The organism is Leclercia sp. LSNIH1, from assembly GCF_002902985.1.
Lineage (GTDB): Bacteria > Pseudomonadota > Gammaproteobacteria > Enterobacterales > Enterobacteriaceae > Enterobacter.
Genome location: NZ_CP026167.1, coordinates 1,021,361 through 1,041,696 on the forward strand (window position 1 = coordinate 1,021,361; position 20,336 = coordinate 1,041,696).

Below are 20,336 nucleotides of genomic sequence, written 5' to 3' on the forward strand. Positions count from 1 at the left end.
AAAGCCCGGCGGCGCGTTGCTTGCCGGGCCTACGGATCGCGCAGGCTGTGGGTTTTGTAGGCCGGGTAAGGCGAAGCCGCCACCCGGCAATGCCGTGCGGTCTGATGCCCGGTGGCGCTGCGCTTACCGGGCCTACGGGTTGTGCATGCTGTGGGTTGTGTAGGCCGGGTAAGGCGAAGCCGCCACCCGGCAATGCAGTGCGGTCTGATGCCCGGCGGCGCGTTGCTTGCCGGGCCTACGGATCGCGCAGGCTGTAGGTTGTGTAGGCCGGGTAAGGCGAAGCCGCCATCCGGCAATGCAGCGTGGTCTGATGCCCGGTGGCGCTGCGCTTACCAAGCCTACGGATCGTGCAGGCTGTGGGTTTTGTAGGCCGGGTAAGGCGAAGCCGTCACCCGGCAATGCAGTGCGGTCTGATGCCCGGCGGCGCTGCGCTTACCGGGCCCACATTATGGTGCGGGTGGTGGTGCCACCGTATTTACCGCCCCGCCCGTCATCGTCTGGGTCACCTGTTGCTTATCCATATTTACCGCATTCAGCCTGCCGTTGACCGTCGGTTTCAGCGGGGAATCTTTCTGCACATTGCCGCTGGCGGTGAGCTGAAGATTGCCGTCGCCGGACACCGGCAGCGCTGGCCAGCCCCACTGCTGGATGATGTTCAACGGCACGCCGCGCCCGGTCAGATTGACGGTGGTCTGGCGCACCGGGGTCTGCGATACGCTGGCCTTCGCTTCCAGGATCCCTTTCTCGGTAAAGGCGCTCAGTTCATTGATGGCAATCGTCGAGGCGTTGGCGGTAAGCGACAGCGACGGACGGCGCACGTCCACGCGATTAAAGGTGGCGGCCGCGCCGTTCAGGGTGGCGGTGCCTGACCAGACCCCCCACTCGCGATCTTTCGCCAGTTGCAGGTTGGTGCCATAGCCATCGAGAGCGGTGATCTGCCACGGGAAGGTGGAGTCGACATCGATCACCAGGTTGCGGCTCAGGCCAAATTTGCGCAGCGTGACGCTGTGCAGCCATTCCGGCAGGGTCGTCATCCACTGCGTTTTCCAGTTCTCCGGCAGGGTGTATTCCAGCCCGGCGACGGCGACATCATCCAGCACCAGTGCTTTACCGCTGCGCAACCAGTTGCCGGAGGTGCGCACCATTCCGCCTTCCCAGCGTGAGGTGAACTGGCGCAGGGCGATCCCCTGCGGGGAGAATTCGGCGTTGAGGATCGGGTCGAACAGATGCAGTGAACCGTAGATAAACTCGCTGGCGTTCATCGACAGGCGGCCATCCTCGCTCTGCCAGTCGCCCTGGCTCAGGGTCAGGTTGCGCAGGCTTAAATCGAGATCGGTCACCGCCCAGTCCGGCCCCTGCAGACGGGCGTCGGTCACCTCGAGGCGGCCAATCTGCAACGATGGCAGGGTAGTAATCGGGGCAAAAAAGTCGGCAAGGGATTTATCACTCTGCAGGCGGATCTCATTCAGGCGCATGTTGTCCACCTTCCAGCCGCCGTTGGCGTCGCGACGCGCGGTGCCGGTGAGCGAGCCCCGGGCCATGTCTGCGCCGATGGTGGTCAGCACCACCTCTTTACCATTCAGTTCGCCTTCAATCAGCACGTTGCTGGCCGGGACGCCATTCAGCGTCAGCGACCCGGCGCTGATCTGGATGTTGGCCTTTTTACCCAGCACATTGCCCGCTTCAGGGTCCCACGGGCGCACGCCGCCGGTCACCTTCTGGGCGCTCAGATCCCACGCGGTATTGGGGCTGTTAAACGCCATGTTGTTTAACAGCAGGCGATCGGCCTGGAAGGGAAGAGGAGCGGTCTGCGGCGAGAGGTTCAGCGTGCCGTCAAACAGGGTGATGGTATCCATGTGCAGCGGATCGGTGAGCTGACGGCTGCTCACGCCGATATCCACCATTTTGGCGACCAGCGTCGCGGGTTGGCCGTCGCGCCCGAATGTGACGTTTTTCAGCACCAGGTGCGTGGGCGACGAGAAACGGTGATCCATCAGGTCGAAATTGAGTTCGTAATCGGTGTTTACCGTGATCCAGCTGCTGACCTGCGCTGCGCCCCAGCGCGTTTGTACAAGGATATAGAGCGCGAGGATCGCAATAAGCAGAACGGCCAGAATACCGACGAGAAGCTTTCCAATAAATTTCATGGTCTTCCATCACGTAAAACGAACATAAAGGAGTTATGCACGATTTATACGCAATGCTCAAGGCGGGAATGGTGTAATTACGTGTCACGGCAGCAGTTGCCTGCTGCCGTAAAGGGAGATCAGTTCTTTTCTGGCGGGAAAATCAGGTTCAGGACGATAGCGGTGATCCCACCGGCGGCGATGCCGGAAGAGAGCAGGTTCTTCACCCAGTCCGGGGCAAACTGCAGGATCAGCGGCTGCTGAGAAACACCCAGACCCACCGCCAGCGACAGGGCGATGATCATGATAGCGCGGCGGTTCAGCGGCTCGCGGGAGACGATACGCACCCCCGATGCCGCGATGGTGCCAAACATCACCAGCGTTGCGCCGCCCAGGACCGGCTCAGGAATGTGCTGCACAAAGCCGCTCACCGCAGGGAACAGGCCCAGTAAAACCAGCATCAGCGCCACGACAAAGCCCACGTAGCGGCTGGCAACGCCGGTCAGCTGGATCACGCCGTTGTTCTGGCCGAAGCAGGAGTTCGGGAAGGTGTTGAACACGGCGGAGACAAACGAGTTCAGACCGTTTGCCAGCACGCCGCCTTTCAGGCGCTTCATATACAGCGGGCCAGAGACCGGCTGCTCAGAGACGTCAGAGGTCGCGGTAATGTCGCCTATGGTTTCCAGCGAGGTGATCATAAACACCAGCATCAGCGGCAGCAGCAGGCTCCAGTCAATGCCCAGGCCGTAGTAGAGCGGCGTCGGCACCATGATCAGCGGGCTGTCGGTCGGCGCAACAGACTGCGGCAGCATGCCCATCGTCCAGGCGGCCAGGTAGCCAGCCGCCATGGCGATCACCAGCGAGGCGACGCGCAGGTACGGGTTACGCTGACGGTTAAGCAGAATAATGATTGCCAGCACAATGCCCGCCAGCAGCAGGTTTTTAGGTGCGCCGAAGGTGTGGTCGTTCATCGCCGCGTAGCCGCCGCCGATGGAGGTCAGACCCACCTGAATCAGCGACAGGCCGATAATCATCACCACTACGCCGGAGACCAGCGGGGTAATAATGCGGCGCGCCAGGTGCAGAACGCGGGAGATCACCATCTCGGTGCAGCTTGCCAGCATCAGGGTGCCGAACAGCGCCGCCATCATGGTAGGTACATCCGCGCCGCCGGTTTTCAGTGCCGTACCGCCCATGATCAGCGGGGCAACAAAGTTAAAGCTGGTACCCTGAATCGACAGCAGACCGGAGCCCACCGGCCCCCAGGCTTTAATCTGAATGATGGAGGCCACGCCCGAGGCAAACAGTGACATGCTGATAATGTGCTGGGTGTCCTGCGCCGGTAAACCGAGAGCCTGGCAGATCAGCAGAGCGGGGGTAATAACGGCCACAAACATCGCCAGCAGATGCTGACAGGCGGCAAACAAGGTCTGCGCCAGCGGCGGACGGTCTTCAAGACGGTAAATCAGTTCACTGTTTTGCGTCTGCGCAATCGGTTGCGCATCCTGCTGTTCAATGGCGTTAACGGACATCTGCTGCAAACCCCTGGAGGAAAAGCGGGCATTTTAGCCGAGTGGATGAGAAAAGCAAACGATTGCTAACAAAAAACGTTGATAAATTCACCCGTCCAGGACGGCTTTTTCTGTCCTGATGCGGCAAAGTTCATTACACTCCTGCTCCCGATTGCGCTTATAACACGCAAACGTTACAGGAAAACGCGCATGTTGATGGAGCACGTGCCTTAAAAGGAGCCCACTATGATTCATCTCAATACGTTGTCGACCCTCGTTGCGGCAACTCTCGTTTTACTGCTTGGCCGTAAACTGGTTCACAGCGTTCCCTTCCTCAGAAAATACACCATCCCGGAGCCCGTTGCGGGCGGATTGCTGGCCGCCATCGCGCTGCTGGTGCTGAAAAAAAGCATGGGCTGGGAAATCAACTTTGATATGACCTTAAAAGACCCGCTGATGCTGGCCTTTTTCGCCACTATCGGCCTGAACGCCAACCTCTCCAGCCTGCGGGCAGGCGGGAAGGTGCTTGGGGTGTTCTTAATTGTGGTGGTCGGTCTGCTGGTGATGCAGAACGCCATCGGCATCGGCATGGCGTCGCTGCTGGGGCTGGACCCACTGATGGGCCTGCTGGCCGGTTCGATTACCCTGTCGGGCGGTCACGGTACCGGCGCGGCCTGGAGCAAGCTGTTTGTTGAACGCTATGGCTTCCAGAATGCCACCGAAGTGGCAATGGCCTGCGCCACCTTCGGGCTGGTGTTGGGCGGCCTGATCGGCGGACCGGTCGCGCGCTTTCTGGTGAAGCGCTCCACCAACCCGAATGGCTGCCCGGACGATGAGTTGACGCCATCGGCATTTGAAAAGCCGGACGTCGGACGCATGATCACCTCCCTGGTGCTGATTGAAACCATCGCCCTGATCGCCATCTGCCTGACGGTGGGCAAGGTGATTGCGCAATTGCTGGCTGGCACCGTGCTGGAGCTGCCGGTCTTTGTCTGCGTATTGTTTGTGGGGGTGATCCTCAGCAACGGCCTGGCCCTGATGGGCTTTTATCGCGTCTTTGAGCGGGCGGTGTCGGTGTTGGGCAACGTCTGCCTGTCGCTGTTCCTGGCGATGGCGCTGATGAGCCTGAAGCTGTGGGAGCTGGCCTCGCTTGCGCTGCCAATGCTGGCGATCCTGATCGTGCAGGCCCTGTTTATGGCGCTGTACGCCATGTTCGTTACCTGGCGGATGATGGGTAAAAACTACGATGCGGCGGTGCTGGCGGCCGGCCATTGCGGCTTTGGTCTGGGGGCCACGCCGACGGCGATCGCCAACATGCAGGCCATTACCGAGCGTTTCGGTCCGTCGCATATGGCGTTTCTGGTGGTGCCGATGGTGGGGGCGTTCTTTATTGATATCGTCAACGCGATCGTGATTAAGCTCTATCTGATGCTGCCTATCTTCGGCTGATCAGGCGTTCGAGTAACGCCCGGTCTCTGGCATCCAGCGATCGATTAACGCTGCCGCCTGTTCGGGGTAGCGTTCATGAATATGGCGTGCCAGACGCTGAACTTCGGGGATCATGCCCTGATCGCGCATCAAATCTGCTACTTTAAACTCGGCGTTACCGGTCTGACGGGTGCCGAGCAACTCTCCCGGCCCACGGATCTCCAGATCCTGTTGCGCAATCACAAAGCCGTCATTGCTGTCGCGTAACACCTGCAAACGTTTTTGCGCTGTTTTCGACAGCGGGGCTTTATAGAGCAATACGCAGTGCGAGGCCACCGCGCCACGTCCGACGCGGCCACGCAGCTGGTGCAGCTGCGCCAGACCCAGACGTTCCGGGTTTTCGATGATCATCAGGCTGGCGTTAGGCACGTCCACCCCCACTTCAATCACCGTGGTGGCAATCAGCAGATGCAGTTCGCCCTGCTTGAAGGCCTGCATCACCGCCTGTTTTTCCGCAGGTTTCATCCGGCCATGCACCAGCCCGACGTTCAGCTCCGGCAGGGCCAGCTTTAACTCTTCCCACGTGGCTTCTGCCGCCTGTGCTTCCAGCAGATCGGACTCTTCAATCAGGGTACAGACCCAGTAGGCCTGACGCCCTTCCTGCAGGCAGGCGTTGCGCACGCGATCGATGATGTCGCTGCGGCGCGTATCCGGGATGGCGACAGTGGTTACCGGCGTACGGCCCGGGGGCAGCTCGTCGATAACGGAGGTGTCTAGATCGGCATAGGCGGTCATCGCCAGGGTACGGGGAATGGGCGTGGCGGTCATGATCAGCTGGTGCGGATGATAACCCTGCTGGAGACCTTTCTCCCACAGCGCCAGACGCTGATGCACACCAAAACGGTGCTGCTCATCAATGATCACCAGTGCCAGACCGTGGAACTGCACTTGCTCCTGGAAGATGGCATGGGTGCCGACAATCATCTGCACCTGACCGCTGGCAATGGCTTCCTGCTGCGCCTGTCGCGCTTTGCCTTTTTGCTTACCGGCAAGCCAGCCCACCTCCACGCCCAGCGGCGCAAACCAGGCGCGGAAATTGTTGGCGTGCTGCTCGGCCAGCAGTTCGGTAGGCGCCATCAGGGCGACCTGTCTGCCGTGGGCAATGGCGCGTAATGCGGCCAGGGCGGCCACCAGCGTTTTGCCCGAGCCTACGTCGCCCTGCACCAGGCGCATCATCGGCACGTCCAGCGCCATATCATGCTCGATCTCGGCGGTGACGCGGGCCTGCGCCCCGGTGGGTTTAAACGGCAGCGAGGCCAGAAGCCTCTCTTTTAATTCATTACGGGCCGGGAGCGGCAGGGCGTGAAAACGCTGTGCCCCGGCGCGCAGCGCCAGCATGCTCAGGTTGTGCGCCAGTAGCTCTTCGAGAATAAGACGTCGCTGCGCCGGGTGTTGCCCGCTCTCTAAATCGCTCAACAGCAGTGAGGGCGGCGGGCGATGGAGAGTACGCAACGCATCCGGCAGGCTCATCATCCCCTGCGCCAGCTCCGGCGGCAGAAGTTCGGCAATGGCACAGGTGTCCAGCAGCTCCAGCGCCTGATCGGTCAGCTTGCGCAGCGTCGCCTGCTTAACGCCTTCGGTGGTCGGGTAGACCGGCGTCAGCGTCTCCTGCATCTCCGGCGTGCTGAGATCGCCCTGCACGCGGTACTCCGGGTGGATCATCTCCGCGCCATATTTCCCGCGTTTGGCTTCGCCATAGGCCAGCACCCGTCGTCCAGTGGCGAGGCTGTTTTTCATTGCCGCATTGAAGTTAAAAAAGCGCATCGTCAGGATGCCGGAGCCGTCGCTGATCTGGCAGGTCATCATCCGGCGACCGCCGAAGGTGATGTTGCAGTTCAGGACTTCGCCTTCAACGGTGGCGTAAATGCCAGGCAGGAGTTCACCAATCTGATAAAGCTGAGTGCGGTCTTCGTAACGCAGGGGGAGGTGCAGGAGGAGATCCTGCACGGTATGCAGGCCAATTTTCGCCAGTTTGCTGCTCTGGGCTGCGCCAACACCCGTCAGGGAATTGAGCGGCACAGCATCCAGCAGACGGCCCTGCATAATTTACTTCGCCGCCTGCATCGTCGCCCACCACGTCGCATCGGCTTCAATCTCGCCCTGCAGATTCACGTGGGGGTACGGTAATTTTTTCTGCTTCGCCACTCTGGCCAGCACCGGATAACCGCCTTCAAACAGCAGGCGCTGCTGCTCATCGTCCGGCAGCATGCTGTTCTCGCGTTTGTACATCCCGGCATTTTGCCGCTGACGCTGGGCTTCATACAGAATGAGGGCGGAGGCCACGGAGACGTTCAGCGACTGCACCATGCCGATCATCGGAATGATGATGTCCTGATCCGCCAGATCTAAGGCTTCCTGAGTGATCCCCGTCTTCTCCTGACCCATCAGAATGCAGGTCGGGCGGGTGTAATCAATTTCACGGAAATCGACGGCTTTGTCGGAAAGGTGGGTCGCCAGAATCTGCATGCCTCGCCCTTTCAGATGCGAAATGGCTTCGCCAATAGTGTTGTGGGCTTTGACCTGTACCCAGCTGTTGCTGCCTGCGGCAGCCGAGGCCATAGGACGCATCCGCGTCCCCTTCCAGACGGCGTGCACTTCATGCACGCCGACGGCATCAGCGGTACGGACGATAGCAGCAACGTTATGAGGTTTATGCACCTGCTCCATGCACACCGTCAGATCGGGCTGACGCCTGGCAAGCATTTCGCAGATCCGGGCATAACGCGTTGAATTCATAAAACTAGTTTCGGTTACGGGTGACTTTAATGACGTCAGCCATCACGCGGATTTTACGCATGATATTCGCCAGATGCACACGGTCCCGCGCGGTCAGACGAATAAAGGCGCTGTAGACACGGCCATCCTTCTCTTCGGTATTCAGGCTATGAATATTGGAAGAGGCGGTATTGATCGCCGCGGTCAGGTTCGCCAGCGCGCCCTGGTGGTTGAACATATCTACCTTGATCTCGGTGATAAATTCCTGCTCGGTCTCTTTATCCCACTCGACCGCCATAAACTTCTCTGGCTCTTTCTGATAGCCGCGGATGTTACGACAGGATTCGTGATGGATAACCAGACCTTTACCCGGGCTGACGTGGGCGATAATTGGATCGCCAGGGATAGGGCGGCAGCACTTGGCAAAGGTGATCAGTACGCCGTCGGCGCCCTTGATCGGCAGGTGCCCATGGCTGGTTGATGACGGCTGCGGCACAGAGGTTTCGCCCTGCTGCAGGTTCTTCGCCACCACCACGCTCATCGCGTTGCCAAGACCGATCTCTGCCAGCAGGTCATCAAGCGAGGCGAGCTTCATACGCTCCAGCTCGTGCTGAATGCTCTCTTTCGGGATTTCAGCCAGCTTGCGGCTGCCACCCAACGCGTGGTTGAGCAGACGGCGACCCAGGCTGACGGAGTCATCGCGTTTGAGGTTCTTCAGCAGCTGACGGATCTTGGCGCGCGCTTTCGAGCTCACGACGAAGTTGAGCCACGCCGCGTTCGGACGCGCGCCTGGGGCAGTAATGATTTCCACCGTCTGGCCGCTGGTCAATGGCTGTGACAGCGGGTAAGGCTGCCTGTCGACACGTGCCCCCACGCAGGCATGACCGATATCGGTATGCACGGCGTAGGCGAAGTCGACCGGCGTGGCACCAGCAGGCAGCTCGACAATGCGCCCTTCTGGTGTGAAAACGTAAATCTCATCCGGGAAGAGATCGGATTTAACGCTCTCGATAAATTCAAACGAGCTACCGGCGCTCTGCTGCAGCTCCAGCAGGCTCTGCATCCAGCGCTGGGCGCGGATTTGCGCGGTAGTGCTGGTTTCGCCGTGCTCTTTGTAGGCCCAGTGCGCGGCAACACCCATCTCCGCCATCTGATCCATATCTTCGGTACGAATTTGCACCTCAACCGGCACGCCGTGCGGGCCAATCATCGAGGTGTGCAGAGACTGATATCCGTTCGCTTTTGGAATGGCGATATAGTCTTTCATTCGGCCCGGACGCGGCTTGTAGAGGCTGTGCATCTGACCGAGCACGCGATAACAGGTGTCGGCGTCATGAACGATCACGCGGAAGGCGTAGATATCCATGATCGAGTGAAAACGCTGCTCTTTAAGCACCATTTTGCAGTAGATGGAGTACAAATGCTTTTCGCGACCGCTGACGCGACAGGGAATACCGGCTTCCTGCAAACGCCCTTCGATTTCCGAGAGGATCTTCTGAATCATCTCCTTACGGTTGCCACGCGCGGCTTTCACCACCTCTTTGATCACACGGAAGCGGTTCGGGTACAACGCTTCAAAACCCAGCTCTTCCAGCTCGGTTTTAATGTGATGAATACCTAAACGGTGCGCCAGTGGGCTGTAGATTTCGAGGGTTTCACGGGCAATACGGCGACGTTTGTCCGGGCGAAGCGAGCCCAGCGTGCGCATATTGTGGGTACGGTCGGCAAGTTTGATCAGAATGACGCGGATATCCTGCACCATCGCCATGATCATCTTGCGAAAGTTTTCGGCCTGCGCCTCTTTCTTGTCGCGGAAATTCAGCTTGTCAAGCTTAGAGACCCCTTCCACCAGTTCGGCAACGCTTTTGCCAAACAGCTGTTCCATATCCTGGTAGGTGGCAGGGGTGTCTTCGATCACGTCATGCAGCAGGGCGGCCATCAGTGTTTCATAGTCGAGTTTCATCTCGGCCAGAATACAGGCCACCGCTACCGGGTGCGTGATATAGGGTTCACCGCTTGAACGTGTCTGACCCTCGTGAGCGTCACGTGCAACGAGATACGCCTGCTGGAGACGTTTAATCTGATCTACCGGCAGGTAGGTTTGAATCAGTTGATTCAGGCTTTCAAACAGATACAAGGGCGACCCGCAGGTTTAATTAACGACGACCTTCAGCAATGGCGGTAACGGCCTGCAGTTCTGCGGCTTCCTGCTCTTGCTGCTCCTGGCGCTCACGAACATCGAGGATCTGGCTGTTGATCAGGCCTTCTTCGATTTCGCGCAGTGCGATAACGGTAGTTTTATCGTTTTCTTCCGGTACCAGTGGATCTTTACCGCCTGACTGCATCTGACGAGCGCGACGCGCGGCGACCAGCACCAGGTCAAAACGGTTACCAATTTTCTCTACAGCGTCCTGAACAGTTACGCGTGCCATACTTAAAATGCTCCACAGATGAAGAAATGACTGGGCATGATACTGAATGTGGGTTCAGTCTGCCAACAGTTTGGTGATTAATGCGTCATGTCGCTGCTTCTGGCGGCTCATACGCAGACGTTCGGCGCGAAGGATAGTTTTGAGATCGCTCAGGGCGGCGTCAAAATCATCATTCACAATCAGGTAATCATATTCGGCGTAATGGCTCATTTCCGCAACTGCCTGGGCCATACGTTTTGCGATAACCTCTTCGCTATCCTGGCCGCGGCCACGGAGACGGCGATCCAGCTCATCTTTCGATGGCGGCAAAATAAAAATGCTGCGTGAATCGGGCATTTTCTGGCGAATCTGCTGCGCGCCCTGCCAGTCGATATCCAGGAATACGTTTACGCCGGTCGACAGCACTTGCTCGATGGTTTCACGCGAGGTGCCGTAATAGTTACCGAAGACCTCAGCGTGTTCAAGAAACGCATCTCTGCCAATCATCGTTCTGAATTCATCGTGATCGACAAAGAAATAGTGTTCACCGTGTACTTCACCCGGACGCGGCGCGCGCGTGGTGTGAGAAACAGAAACCTGCGTATCGTACAACGGTTGGGTTTTTAACAGCGCCTGAATCAGGCTGGATTTACCCGCGCCACTTGGGGCAGAAACAATATAAAGCGTGCCTTGAGCCATGAGAGTCTTTGTATGTTGATAGCGTTGAAGTCCTACATACGGGCTTATTATACACGTCGCCGCTTCGTGACGTAGCCTTTGTCACACTTTTTCCGCATTCCGGTTGATTTTTGCGTACCTTTTTCCGGTTTTATGGGGCGTTTGCTGCAACAAAGATTTAATTCTGAGATTGCCTCGTAAAGTCGTTTTTTGCCTCTCGCCTGCGGCTGTGCTTCGCGTTATACCCCCTGCAAAACAGGGAGGAGTGACGATGTGGCGATATTTTAGCGTGCTGTTAGCAATCTGGAGCAGTGCCGGTCAGGCGATATGCCCGGTCTGGTCGCCTACCCAGGCAGAGCAGGAGATAGCCAGGCTCAGCGCGCAAATAGCACGCTGGGATAAGGCGTACTGGCAACAGGGCACCAGCGACGTCAACGACGAAGTCTATGACCAGCTGGCGGCAAGGCTTAAACAGTGGCGGCACTGCTTTGGCGACGAACAGGCGGCAGACGTATCGGTGGCTGCGGGTGGTTCGGTCAGGCACCCGGTCGGCCACACTGGAGTCGCGAAGATAGCCGATAAAACAGCGCTCCGCCAGTGGATGCAGTCGCGTCGCGATCTCTGGATCCAGCCAAAAGTGGATGGTGTGGCGGTCACGCTGGTCTACCGCCAGGGTCAACTGGTGCAGGCCACCAGCCGTGGCGACGGACTTAAAGGCGAAGACTGGACGGAGAAAGTAAAACGCATCGCCTCGGTTCCCGGGCAGGTAAAAGGCCCGCTTGCCAACAGCGTGTTGCAGGGGGAGCTCTTTTTACTGCGCGATAACCATATCCAGAAGCAGATGGGTGGGATGAATGCGCGGGCAAAAGTCGCCGGGACGATGATGCGACACGATACCGGCGCAGGGCTGGATAAGATCGGTATTTTCATCTGGGCATGGCCGGACGGCCCCGCCTCGATGCCTGAACGGCTACAGGCATTAACCCAGGCAGGGTTCACCCTTACCGGGTTATGGACGCATAAAGTCAGTTCGCTGGAGTCAGCAGAAAAAATACGCGAACGCTGGTTTACATCGCCCCTGCCGTTTGTGACCGATGGGGTCATCATCCGCTCGGCGCAGGAGCCTCCGGGTCACCGCTGGCTTCCCGGCGAGGGCAGTTGGGTCGTGGCGTGGAAATATGCGCCGGTCGCCCGGGTTGCCGAAGTTCGGGCCATCAATTTCACCGTGGGGCGTACCGGCAGGATCGCGGTGGTTGCCATCCTGGAGCCCGTACAGCTTGATGATAAGCAGGTGCAGCGCGTAAACCTCGGGTCAGTGGGACGCTGGCAGGCGCTGGATATTGCGCCGGGGGATCAGATCCAAATTAGTCTGGCCGGGCAGGGGATCCCGCGCGTGGATAACGTCGTCTGGCGGGGGAGCGATCGCCGCAAACCCGTGCCGCCAGAAAGGCGTTTTACCCCGCTCACCTGTTTTTATGCCGCGCCGGAGTGCCACGGGCAGTTTATGGCCCGGCTGAAGTGGCTGAGTTCGTCGTCGGTGTTAAATATCGCCGGGCTGGGTGAGGCTGGCTGGCAGTCGCTGCATCAGGCGCACCACTTTGAACATCTCTTTTCCTGGCTGGCGCTCAGTCAGGAGCAGTTGCAACACACACCCGGCATAACGTCAGAGCGGGGCCTGCGGCTCTGGCATCAATTCAATCTGGTTCGCCGTCAGCCTTTTACCCGCTGGCTGGATGCGCTTGGCGTTCCCCTGCCGCGAAGGGCCCTGCGCGCGCTTAGCGATCGGCAGTGGCAGCAGTTACTGGAGAGAGATGCGTTACGCTGGCATCAGGTGCCGGGCATCGGCCCGGAAAAGGCGCTCAGGCTGGTGGATTTTGTTCATCATCCCACCGTTAACGCCCTGGCTTCCTGGCTGGGTGAACAGGGCGTAGAGGGCTTTTAGTGACTATCGTGGGTGTAATAAAAAACGGGTAATCCCAGTTTCAGACGCAGCGCCAGCATGCGGGCGGTAAAGCCAAATAAGAGCGTGGAGATGATCACCACATCCTGATTGCTCACGTAATGCTGCAAAGCGACATAGAGCACGGCGGAGGCGAAAGAGACGCCAGCGTAGAGTTCTTTCTGAAAGACCAGCGGGATGCGTTTACAGAACATATCGCGCAGCACGCCGCCAAAGACGCCGGTGATCACCGCCGCGATAGTGGCGATCACCGGGCCCTGGCCCATATCCAGCGCGACCTGGGCGCCAATAATGGAGAAGACGATCAGGCCGAGGGCATCCAGCACCAGAAACAGACGGCGCAGATGGGGCATAACCGGGGCGGCAATGGTGGTCAACACGGCGGCGACGGCCACAATAATCACATACTCAGGATGTTGGACCCAGCCGAGCGGATAGTGGCCCAGCAGGATATCCCGAACGGAGCCGCCACCCAGCGCCGTGGCAGTGGCAATAATAATGACGCCGAAGGTGTCCATACGACGACGTCCGGCGGCGAGGGCGCCGGTCATGGCTTCAGCGGTGATACCGATCAGATACAGGATATGCAGCAGCATGTTACCCCCAGAAATAAGAGCGTCAGGGTAACGTTTTGTGCTCTGGCTCACGATTTAGATTTTCTTGTGCGATCGAATATGCATTAGATTATCTAATGCCAATTTGGCTTAAAGAGGGCTATTACATGTTTTTAACATAGATATTGCATTAGATTAATTTGGCCTTTAACGCTGCTGGGGGCTAAAAATCTGCCGGAACATCGGCACCAGCATCTTATTCCCGGTTTCGCTGAGGTGGTTATCGTCGAAATACCATGGTTGTAAATTCTTACTGCCCATGCAGCGGCCCGCCGTACAGAGCCAGGCGGTGGGATCGAGCACCTGAACGCCACACTGTTTTGCCGCCCGCGCCTGCGCCTGCAAAATAACGGCGTTTTGTTTGGCGTAAGTCGCGACGGGTATGGATAAGTCGTGCGTGGTTTTCCCGGTCATCAGGCGATGAGATAACGTGCGGGGAACGTTTTGCGCCATCTCGGGGATCGGATTCACCAGATAAACAGGACGCGTACTGTTGAGCGAGCATGCCATATCAACGATGGCATCAGAGTACTGACGCAGGTAGTCCTGCTTGTTTTGCTGCCCGGCCCCGAAGGTGACAAGCTGCTTTTCGGCATAGTGCGTCAGGCGGTTCACAATCACCACCGGTACGTCCGGCGCGTAATCCTTCAGCCTTGAAGGGAGAGAGCGGTTAAATTCCCCGCATCGATTGCGCGCCCCCAGTTCGCCCCTTGCCAGCGTCGGACAGCCAGAGTAGGTGATCCCGATAACAGAGCCCCTACCTTGCGCCGCTTCTGCCAGCGCGGTTGCGGTGGCTTCCGCATGGCTGTCGCCAATGATGATGGCGACGGGCTTCCCTGTGCCATAGGCGCTCAGGTGCGTTTTAGGATTGGCAGCGTAGTTTTTGTTGGTGGCTTCCAGCGCGATTTTATTGACGAGCGGGTCGGGCTGGCTGACCACGATCTGGTTTTTCACCAGAAAGCTGAACAGCCAGGCGACACCTACGCAGGCAAAGAGGATCAACCAGAAAGCGCGGCTTGAACGCTGGCTAAGGTAATTTTTGCCGGGTTGCTCAATCAGCACCCACGACAGCCAGCCGATGGCGAAGGAGAGCGCAATCGCGCTCATGACCCACAGCCCGTTGTGCTGCTTTCCGCTGTAGAGCAGAACCACCGCCACAGGCCAGTGCCATAAATAGACGGAGTACGAGCTCAGCCCCGCCCAGCGAAAATTACGGTCGAACAGGCTCACCAGCGGCTGGTAGTCGCTGTAGATCACCAGCATCGCGCCCGCGATGGGCAGTAAGGTCAGCGGTCCTGGCCAGGCATGCTCAGCGGTGATGAAAAAGAGTGACAGCAGGATCAGCGCGTAACCCGCGATTGCCGCAACCGGGCGAAGCATCAACGGCATCGCAAAGCGCTGTGAGGCATACCACACCAGCCCACCGCATAACATCTCCCAGGCGCGATAAGGCATCAGGTAGAAGCTGGTGGCCGCAGCGTTGGGCGTGTGGGTGACACTCACGATAAACGACGCAACGGTGAGTATGGCCAGGCATAAACCGGTGTTCAGTTTTTTTCTGAGGGGATAGAGCCCCATCATAATGAAGGGTAACACCAGATAAAATTGCCATTCGACGGACAATGACCAGGTATGTAAAAACCAGTTCTCATGGGAGTCGGGAGCAAAATAGTCCCCGGACTCTTTGTTAAGTTTCAGATTGGATATAAATAAGGCAGCATAGCCAATATAATTTCCGAGTTTCTGGTACTCATTTGTTGGCAACCAGAAAAAGGTCGTCGCGGCGACAATCAGACACATCGCCAGCAGCGCGGGAATTATTCTTTTACAGCGCGCGGCATAAAACTGAATAAGGTTGAAGCTATTTCGCTCAAGGCCTGTGGCGATGATTTTGGTCATCAAGAAGCCGGAGATAACGAAAAACACATCCACACCAGCGAAACCGCCGGGCAGCAGGGTGGCAGTAAAGTGATAAAACACTACAGAAAGAATGGCTATTCCGCGCAGCAGGTTAATGTCCTGCCGGAAATCGCGGTCAACTGAGAGGCTGGAGGCTTCCTCTAAGGATAAGTTGATGTTTGCCATTATGTTTCCTGAGAGGAAAGATAAGAATATTGAGTGCGGCGTGCATTCTAACAAAAATAGGAAAGGAGTTCTTATATTCTGATGCGCAGGTGGGATTCAGGACATACTTAAAGCCGTTAATTGACAATGGTCCCTTAGCGGGACCATTAATTGCGAAAAACGCGCGCTAATGTTTATTCGATATTCTGAATCTGTTTATTGAGTAGGTGGGCTTAAGTCGCATGGTTACTGAATTTCATGTAATGCGTTTTTTCATTAGGTACACCCTTGTGTACACGGATTTTTAAAGTGCTCTGGTTTTTGAGCATCAACTGAGACCTATGTTTTATAGGTTTGGTATGAAGCCCTCTATCCTCAACGTAGTGATCACACCCCGGATGAGAAATGAGTTCGAAAACTTAGCTGTGTATGTCCTTGCGCCTTCTTCTATAGGTTGAAGCATCCCACGCTCGATCAGCTTACCAATCTGATAAGTTATCTGCGGCCCCTTAAGCTCTGGGAGAACATCCTTCAAATCGCCTGCTTTTATGGTGCCTTTTTCCACGGCTCTTTTTAGCACCTTCGCTTCAAGGTCATTAATAAGACCGCGTTCAACGGAATAATCTACAGCCGGGTATAAAATCTTCGAGCTGAGGAAGCTTAGGTTGGTTAACTGGTCAACTTTTTTTAGTTCTACAGATATCCCAGACAGTACATATAGGCACCATCTTTCCAGCCCGTCTTCTGTGCCTTTATCTGCCTCACCCAGCATGGTGTAGTAACGTTCTCGGTCGTTACAGAAGACTGCTGTAGGATTTAGCACCCGGCCACCAGCCTGCACATTAAAGCCGTACTTAATTAACAGTGCGTAGGTTAGTAAGCGGACTGTTCGACCATTACCATTCCCGAATGGGTGGATCCAACCAAAACGATGGTGAGCCAGAGCTATCTTCATCAGGTCATATTTTGGTTTATCTGCACGATTAATAAAGGCAGTCAATTCTTCCATGTACCCTGGCACCAGCATGTGTTCGGGTGGAAGGTGTGCCGATTGTGCGATACTTACGTTGTGTTGGCGATATGCTCCGGGGGTTTTGTCGCCCTCTCGATCCAGCCCCAATACAGCAAGACTGTGCAGCTCCCTGATAAAGTGCTCAGTTATTGGTTCACCGTTTTTAAAATGCTGGTCGATGAATTCCATCGCTTCTTCGATGTTGTAAATCTCTTTCAACTGGTCAGTGGAACTGCTGGTGCCCTCAACCTTACTTTCAACGTAATCGGCAAGAGTTGTGTGGTTCCCCTCGATACGGGCTGAGCCTAGACTTTCAAGCATGTGAAAAACATCTTTTAACTGGACGAACAAAATCGGGTGCACGTCAGTTTCAAGCCTTAGGTGCCTAAGTAGCTCCAGCTCAGTTAGAACGTCAACTAACGGTGAGTCGAATTCAGGATTTATCAGGCCAAGCTCGAAGTGATTGAAGGTCGCCATAGTTTAATTATCTAAAATGCCGTGTATGCGTTATCTCAAAATCTACACGAAAAAACCTTTTCTATCCACCAGTTGTGGGTCATATGTACATGTGGTTATCTCAAATAACGCATTGTGAACATCTCAAAAAAGAGGAAACTTGAGCTTGCTATTTTCGCTCTTATTGTATGATACCTCTATCCCACAATAAGGAATCAGCCAGCCATGAGAATGACCAACCGCAAAAAAGAGATACTCAGCTACTTTGAACCTGATAGCCTCGATTGGGTTACTGGTGAGATTGGTGCGCCGCCGTTCGATGTGTCGGGCGTGGCCTACCTTCTTCATGGCATGGCGTCGTTCGATAAGCGCCACCAGCACGAATCAACCCGGCGAACTCTTGAAAGTATGGTTGCTGGTGGGTTGCTTGAGCGTGTGACGGTGTATGAGTCTCGTCAGGTACGGCGTGGCGGTGAAACCAGCGCAACGGTCGTGCGCTACGGTTTACCGGGACAGTGTGCCGTTGTGCGAGATAGTGGCGGCGCTGATAACGCAATATCAGGTGAATACATGCGGGTCAGTTAAGAGCCTGCAATCTGTTGTTAATGTTGTCCAGGTCGTAAACCCGGCGTTCAATATCCAGCATCAGGAAATTGTGGATCTCGGCCTGCTCAGGATTATCAGACTCTCTGGCCTGTAATAGCAATTCATTGTATCCATGCAAGCCGCCTGAGTTTTCCGCCGGGGTGGTGCCTTTCCCACGCAGGCAGCTAATGGGCTGATTACTCGTATCGTGTGTTTGCTTCTCCAGCACAATGACGCAATCCCACCAGTCGCCAAAGTCATACGTGTAAACCAGCTTGTCACCCTCATTCTGGAGCGCTGCCCATAGTGGTGTGATTGCCGCGTTACCCATGCTTTCACCCTCACCCCATACGCGATACTCGCTACCTAGATCACCTTTACGGCCTTTCTCGAACATATACAGATGTTCGTCATTCCAGCCAAAAGCCAACTGGATCACCGCGTGAAGTTCACTAAAGGGGATTTGCTCTGGAACCAGCACACGCCGCCATATTGGTGGTTTGCTGTCTCGGATGGTTATCTTTAGCTGGTACATGCAAATCCTGAATAAATGCGAATCGGAAGGATAACGATACTGACGCACTCACAATTCTGTAAAGGTGAATAAAGGTAATTTGCTTAATACGCATAAGTTACATGTGGAATAATCCCATATCTACCTGCGCGGCGCTGGCTTCTTCCACTGGTAGGCAGGCGCTCGCATCATCTCCCCGAACCGTTTACGCCGGGCAATATCATCAGTGACGCTGCGCTGTATCTCTCTCTGGTCGGCTGCTGTAATGCTGTGGCCTGAATACTCCAGTTCTGCGACTGTCAGGGCGGCTATTTGCTGCGGGGTCATTGTGTGGCCTCTCCGTTCTGCTGCGTACCTACTGTGTACCTACTGCCAGCCAGTGAGTAAATCACGTTTACCCTGTCGTGATGTGCGTACCCCATTTTAACCCCGATTTGCATGGTAAGCCCCTGAATTACTGCGCCTCTGTACCTGAAAAAGTTTTCTAACCTGCGGCGGTGCAAAGGTAGGTTAGGCGGCGGTCCTTTATAGCGAGAGGTCTGAGCTCTTTACCCGCCCCTTGCCCTTGTTTGAATTTTATTTTTCGCGGGTATAAACATTCGATGAGGCGGGCAGTCCGTAAGGCTCAGGGTTGCAGAGATTTGGCCTCCCCCTCCCGATGATAGTTTATTGCTTGATGTGGACGGCTTGCTATATTGGCGGCGAATGCAAATTGTCGCAGAAGTCTATCCCGTTCCCTGACGCCCTTTGCGGGCGTTTTGCTTTTACAGAGTCAGGCCAATACCTTTGGCTGCTTTCCCCGTCTTACGCTCAATCACGCCCGTGATTCTATCTACTACCGGACTGAATGCCTGCCAGTAAGCCATTTCCATTGCTGACAACTCTGCCCGCTTCCTGTCAAACGTAGCCCAGCGCATCCCCTTTGGTTTCGGGAACATGCGAATGTCATTAAACAGATTATTGGTAAGGTCATTGTTGCCCCATATCGCGTATCGCTGCTGGCGTATCTTCATGCGCATCCTGTCCAGTCTGTCGGCGCTCTGGCTTTTATAGTGAAGTTTCCAGCACGCCCGGCAGCCAATATCTTTCTTGCCGATATACAGCTTTGCAGCCCGTTTCATACAGTGGGGACAAACGTACCATTCCCGGACGCCATACCCGGCCTTCGTGGTTGTGGTGCGAATAGCCCGCGTCACGCCGTTGATTGTCATGGCGTAGCTGTCGGCTTGCCTGAAGGTATACAACGTTCCGCTTTCGGTCTGGGTATAAAGCTGCGTACCCGGTTCAGCATCCGCCAGCCTGCTACGCATGTGCGAAAGGAATGGCAACCCTATGCGGGGCAGGTCGGTGGTATAGCTGCGCGTTCTGTCTCTCACTGGCTGGCCTCCTGCGAATTACTGCGCATTAACTGCGAACGGTGCGCAAATTGAATACGAAATAATATGCGTATTTTACTGTAAATTGCGCACCACTTTTGTAATTTCAAATCAATAAAGCCAGTAACCGCGCGGGGTTGAGGATGGTTTGCGAATTGGTATCCGTTTCGTTTTGCGCAGATTTTTTGTGAACTGCGCAATTCGCAATTTACTGCGCAATATTCGGGTTTCGTATTTGGAGGATTTTTCACTTTGCGTACTGCGTTCGACTGTAGAAACCCAGCGATAATGCGGCTTACCCGCTGGTACGCAACTGCGAATGGGTTTCGTATCACGCAGTTTTGCCGCGTACCTGACTGCGTACTGCGAACCAGTGGCGCGAACCAGAATATTTTGGACAATCTAAATCACATTCTGGCTTCCAGCCCGCAACTGGCGCGGGTTTAGCGCTACGAGGGTTTAAGATCCGTCCAGGACAGTCCAGGATTTACATCCGTTCTGGTGCGAACGTTACTGCGAACCATCGCCCCCGCTGGTGGGCTGTCGTTGCTTCTTGCCGCCATTTAACCGGAAGGCATTACCGTTCGGTTGCGCTATCCCCATGCGGTGCTGAGTTTCGGTGACAGCTTTATGCAGGTCGCCAAAGTCCTCAACCTTCACGGGCGGTCGCTTCACGTTATCCAGACACATATCACGGCGCTGCTTTACCCATTCCCTATCATCGTCCTCAGCACAAATCATCATGACTTCCTGCCAGCGTGTAGCTGCCCTGCGATACAGCCCCTTTGCTTCCAGTTCCTCGGCTTTCCTGTCGTTTACCATGCTT

Annotated in this window: 16 protein-coding genes; 3 read left to right on the forward strand and 13 right to left on the reverse strand. The window is 56.0% G+C overall.

The annotated features are described in order from the left end of the window. Nucleotides 1-446: 446 nt before the first annotated feature. Both C2U54_RS05240 and C2U54_RS05245 read right to left on the reverse strand, forming a co-directional pair. Entirely contained in the window at nt 447-2,147 is a 1,701-nt protein-coding gene (locus C2U54_RS05240) for an AsmA family protein (RefSeq protein ID WP_103177691.1), read from the reverse strand. Nucleotides 2,148-2,266: 119 nt separating this feature from the next. Beyond that, the gene (locus C2U54_RS05245) at nt 2,267-3,658 is read right to left on the reverse strand and encodes a nucleobase:cation symporter-2 family protein (RefSeq protein ID WP_103177692.1); all 1,392 of its coding nucleotides are present in this window, start codon (nt 3,656-3,658) and stop codon (nt 2,267-2,269) included. Nucleotides 3,659-3,883: 225 nt separating this feature from the next. On the opposite strand from C2U54_RS05245, the gene gltS reads away from it, so the two are divergent. Continuing rightward, complete coding sequence (gltS, locus tag C2U54_RS05250; RefSeq protein WP_103177693.1) at nt 3,884-5,086, forward strand: sodium/glutamate symporter; 1,203 nt, start codon at nt 3,884-3,886, stop codon at nt 5,084-5,086. On the opposite strand, the gene recG is transcribed toward gltS, so the two are convergent. Genes recG through gmk form a run of 5 tightly spaced genes read right to left on the reverse strand, consistent with a single transcriptional unit; the run spans nt 5,087 to nt 10,950 of the window. Beyond that, nucleotides 5,087-7,168 carry an ATP-dependent DNA helicase RecG gene (recG, locus tag C2U54_RS05255; protein WP_103177694.1) on the reverse strand — a complete coding sequence of 694 codons (2,082 nt, stop codon included), beginning with the start codon at nt 7,166-7,168 and terminating at the stop codon, nt 5,087-5,089. A gap of 3 nt (nt 7,169-7,171) precedes the next feature. After that, nucleotides 7,172-7,861 carry a tRNA (guanosine(18)-2'-O)-methyltransferase TrmH gene (trmH, locus tag C2U54_RS05260; RefSeq protein WP_103177695.1) on the reverse strand — a complete coding sequence of 230 codons (690 nt, stop codon included), beginning with the start codon at nt 7,859-7,861 and terminating at the stop codon, nt 7,172-7,174. A gap of 4 nt (nt 7,862-7,865) precedes the next feature. Continuing rightward, a complete protein-coding gene (gene spoT, locus C2U54_RS05265; RefSeq protein ID WP_103177696.1) occupies nt 7,866-9,977 on the reverse strand; it encodes a bifunctional GTP diphosphokinase/guanosine-3',5'-bis pyrophosphate 3'-pyrophosphohydrolase in 2,112 nt (703 codons plus the stop codon). 19 nt (nt 9,978-9,996) lie between these two features. Continuing rightward, on the reverse strand, nt 9,997-10,272 hold the full coding sequence (rpoZ, locus tag C2U54_RS05270) for a DNA-directed RNA polymerase subunit omega (RefSeq protein WP_039030179.1): 276 nt from the start codon (nt 10,270-10,272) through the stop codon (nt 9,997-9,999). Between the two features lie 54 nt (nt 10,273-10,326). Then, nucleotides 10,327-10,950, reverse strand: a complete 624-nt coding sequence (gene gmk, locus C2U54_RS05275; protein ID WP_103177697.1) for a guanylate kinase — start codon at nt 10,948-10,950, stop codon at nt 10,327-10,329. A gap of 250 nt (nt 10,951-11,200) precedes the next feature. On the opposite strand from gmk, the gene ligB reads away from it, so the two are divergent. Continuing rightward, nucleotides 11,201-12,871 (forward strand): NAD-dependent DNA ligase LigB, encoded by a 1,671-nt coding sequence (gene ligB / locus C2U54_RS05280; RefSeq protein WP_103177698.1) that lies wholly within the window; start codon nt 11,201-11,203, stop codon nt 12,869-12,871. On the opposite strand, the gene C2U54_RS05285 is transcribed toward ligB, so the two are convergent. The 3 genes from C2U54_RS05285 to C2U54_RS05295 form a co-directional block, all read right to left on the reverse strand. Further along, a complete protein-coding gene (locus C2U54_RS05285) occupies nt 12,868-13,485 on the reverse strand; it encodes a trimeric intracellular cation channel family protein (protein ID WP_103177699.1) in 618 nt (205 codons plus the stop codon). The genes ligB and C2U54_RS05285 overlap by 4 nt on opposite strands. A gap of 165 nt (nt 13,486-13,650) precedes the next feature. After that, on the reverse strand, nt 13,651-15,588 hold the full coding sequence (locus C2U54_RS05290; RefSeq protein ID WP_103177700.1) for an acyltransferase family protein: 1,938 nt from the start codon (nt 15,586-15,588) through the stop codon (nt 13,651-13,653). A 325-nt stretch (nt 15,589-15,913) separates the two neighbouring features. Continuing rightward, nucleotides 15,914-17,056 (reverse strand): Fic family protein, encoded by a 1,143-nt coding sequence (locus C2U54_RS05295; RefSeq protein WP_103177701.1) that lies wholly within the window; start codon nt 17,054-17,056, stop codon nt 15,914-15,916. Nucleotides 17,057-17,260: 204 nt separating this feature from the next. Between C2U54_RS05295 and C2U54_RS05300 the strand changes: the two genes are divergently transcribed. Further along, nucleotides 17,261-17,620, forward strand: a complete 360-nt coding sequence (locus C2U54_RS05300) for a hypothetical protein (RefSeq protein WP_103177702.1) — start codon at nt 17,261-17,263, stop codon at nt 17,618-17,620. On the opposite strand, the gene C2U54_RS05305 is transcribed toward C2U54_RS05300, so the two are convergent. The 3 genes from C2U54_RS05305 to C2U54_RS05320 form a co-directional block, all read right to left on the reverse strand. Then, the gene (locus C2U54_RS05305) at nt 17,613-18,155 is read right to left on the reverse strand and encodes a plasmid pRiA4b ORF-3 family protein (RefSeq protein ID WP_103177703.1); all 543 of its coding nucleotides are present in this window, start codon (nt 18,153-18,155) and stop codon (nt 17,613-17,615) included. The genes C2U54_RS05300 and C2U54_RS05305 overlap by 8 nt on opposite strands. A 743-nt stretch (nt 18,156-18,898) precedes the next feature. Continuing rightward, a complete protein-coding gene (locus C2U54_RS05315; protein WP_103177704.1) occupies nt 18,899-19,510 on the reverse strand; it encodes a hypothetical protein in 612 nt (203 codons plus the stop codon). Between the two features lie 510 nt (nt 19,511-20,020). After that, complete coding sequence (locus C2U54_RS05320; RefSeq protein WP_103177705.1) at nt 20,021-20,332, reverse strand: PerC family transcriptional regulator; 312 nt, start codon at nt 20,330-20,332, stop codon at nt 20,021-20,023. Nucleotides 20,333-20,336 lie beyond the last annotated feature (4 nt).